The sequence below is a fragment of the Leyella stercorea genome, assembly GCF_021531355.1.
Classification (GTDB): Bacteria; Bacteroidota; Bacteroidia; order Bacteroidales; family Bacteroidaceae; genus Prevotella.
Genome location: NZ_JADYTS010000191.1, coordinates 1 through 673, shown reverse-complemented (window position 1 = coordinate 673; position 673 = coordinate 1). Strand labels below are relative to the sequence as shown.

Genomic DNA, 673 nt, shown 5'->3' with positions numbered 1-673 from the left:
TCTACTTTCTTCGAATCTTCATTCTGATTGCTCAGAACGAAAACCGTAGCTCATACTTTCAGCTGTTGTTATTAATTTAACTTACAGTTTTGCTTGTATCAATATGTCAAAGATCGTTATCGTGGAGAATTTTAAATGATTGGCTCCTTTCAGTCGCCTATCCTCAATTCTCACGAAATGTGGAGAATAACGGATTCGAACCGTTGACCCCCTGCTTGCAAAGCAGGTGCTCTAGCCAGCTGAGCTAATCCCCCAGTTTTGAATTTTGCGTTTTGAATTTTGAGTTTTGAGTTGGTCGCCTTTGGCGATTTTGAGTTGTTCAATTTAGAATTAATTCAAAATTCGACAATTCAGAATGTGCGTAGCACACAATTCAAAATACCTAATTCAAAATTCCTAATTCTTTAAGAAGTAGTCCCAGGCAGACTTGAACTGCCGACCTCCACATTATCAGTGTGGCGCTCTAACCAACTGAGCTATAGGACTGTCTTGTCCGTTGACTGGACCTTCTTAATTATTTAGTAAACAAACTTGCGGTACAAGAAGAGAGGTAAATACTTACCTAATTCTATACATCTTAATGATAATCATTAAGTGAAGCGTCTCTCCAGAAAGGAGGTGTTCCAGCCGCACCTTCCGGTACGGCTACCTTGTTACGACTTAGCCCCAATCA

General features: G+C 40.0%; 2 tRNA genes and 1 rRNA gene. All 3 read right to left on the bottom strand.

Going from position 1 to position 673, the window contains the following annotated elements:
- Positions 1-180: 180 nt before the first annotated feature.
- Positions 181-254 (bottom strand) — tRNA-Ala (locus I6E38_RS15025).
- Positions 255-412: 158 nt separating this feature from the next.
- Positions 413-486 (bottom strand) — tRNA-Ile (locus I6E38_RS15020).
- A 125-nt stretch (positions 487-611) separates the two neighbouring features.
- A 16S ribosomal RNA gene (locus I6E38_RS15015) occupies positions 612-673 on the bottom strand; the annotation flags it as partial.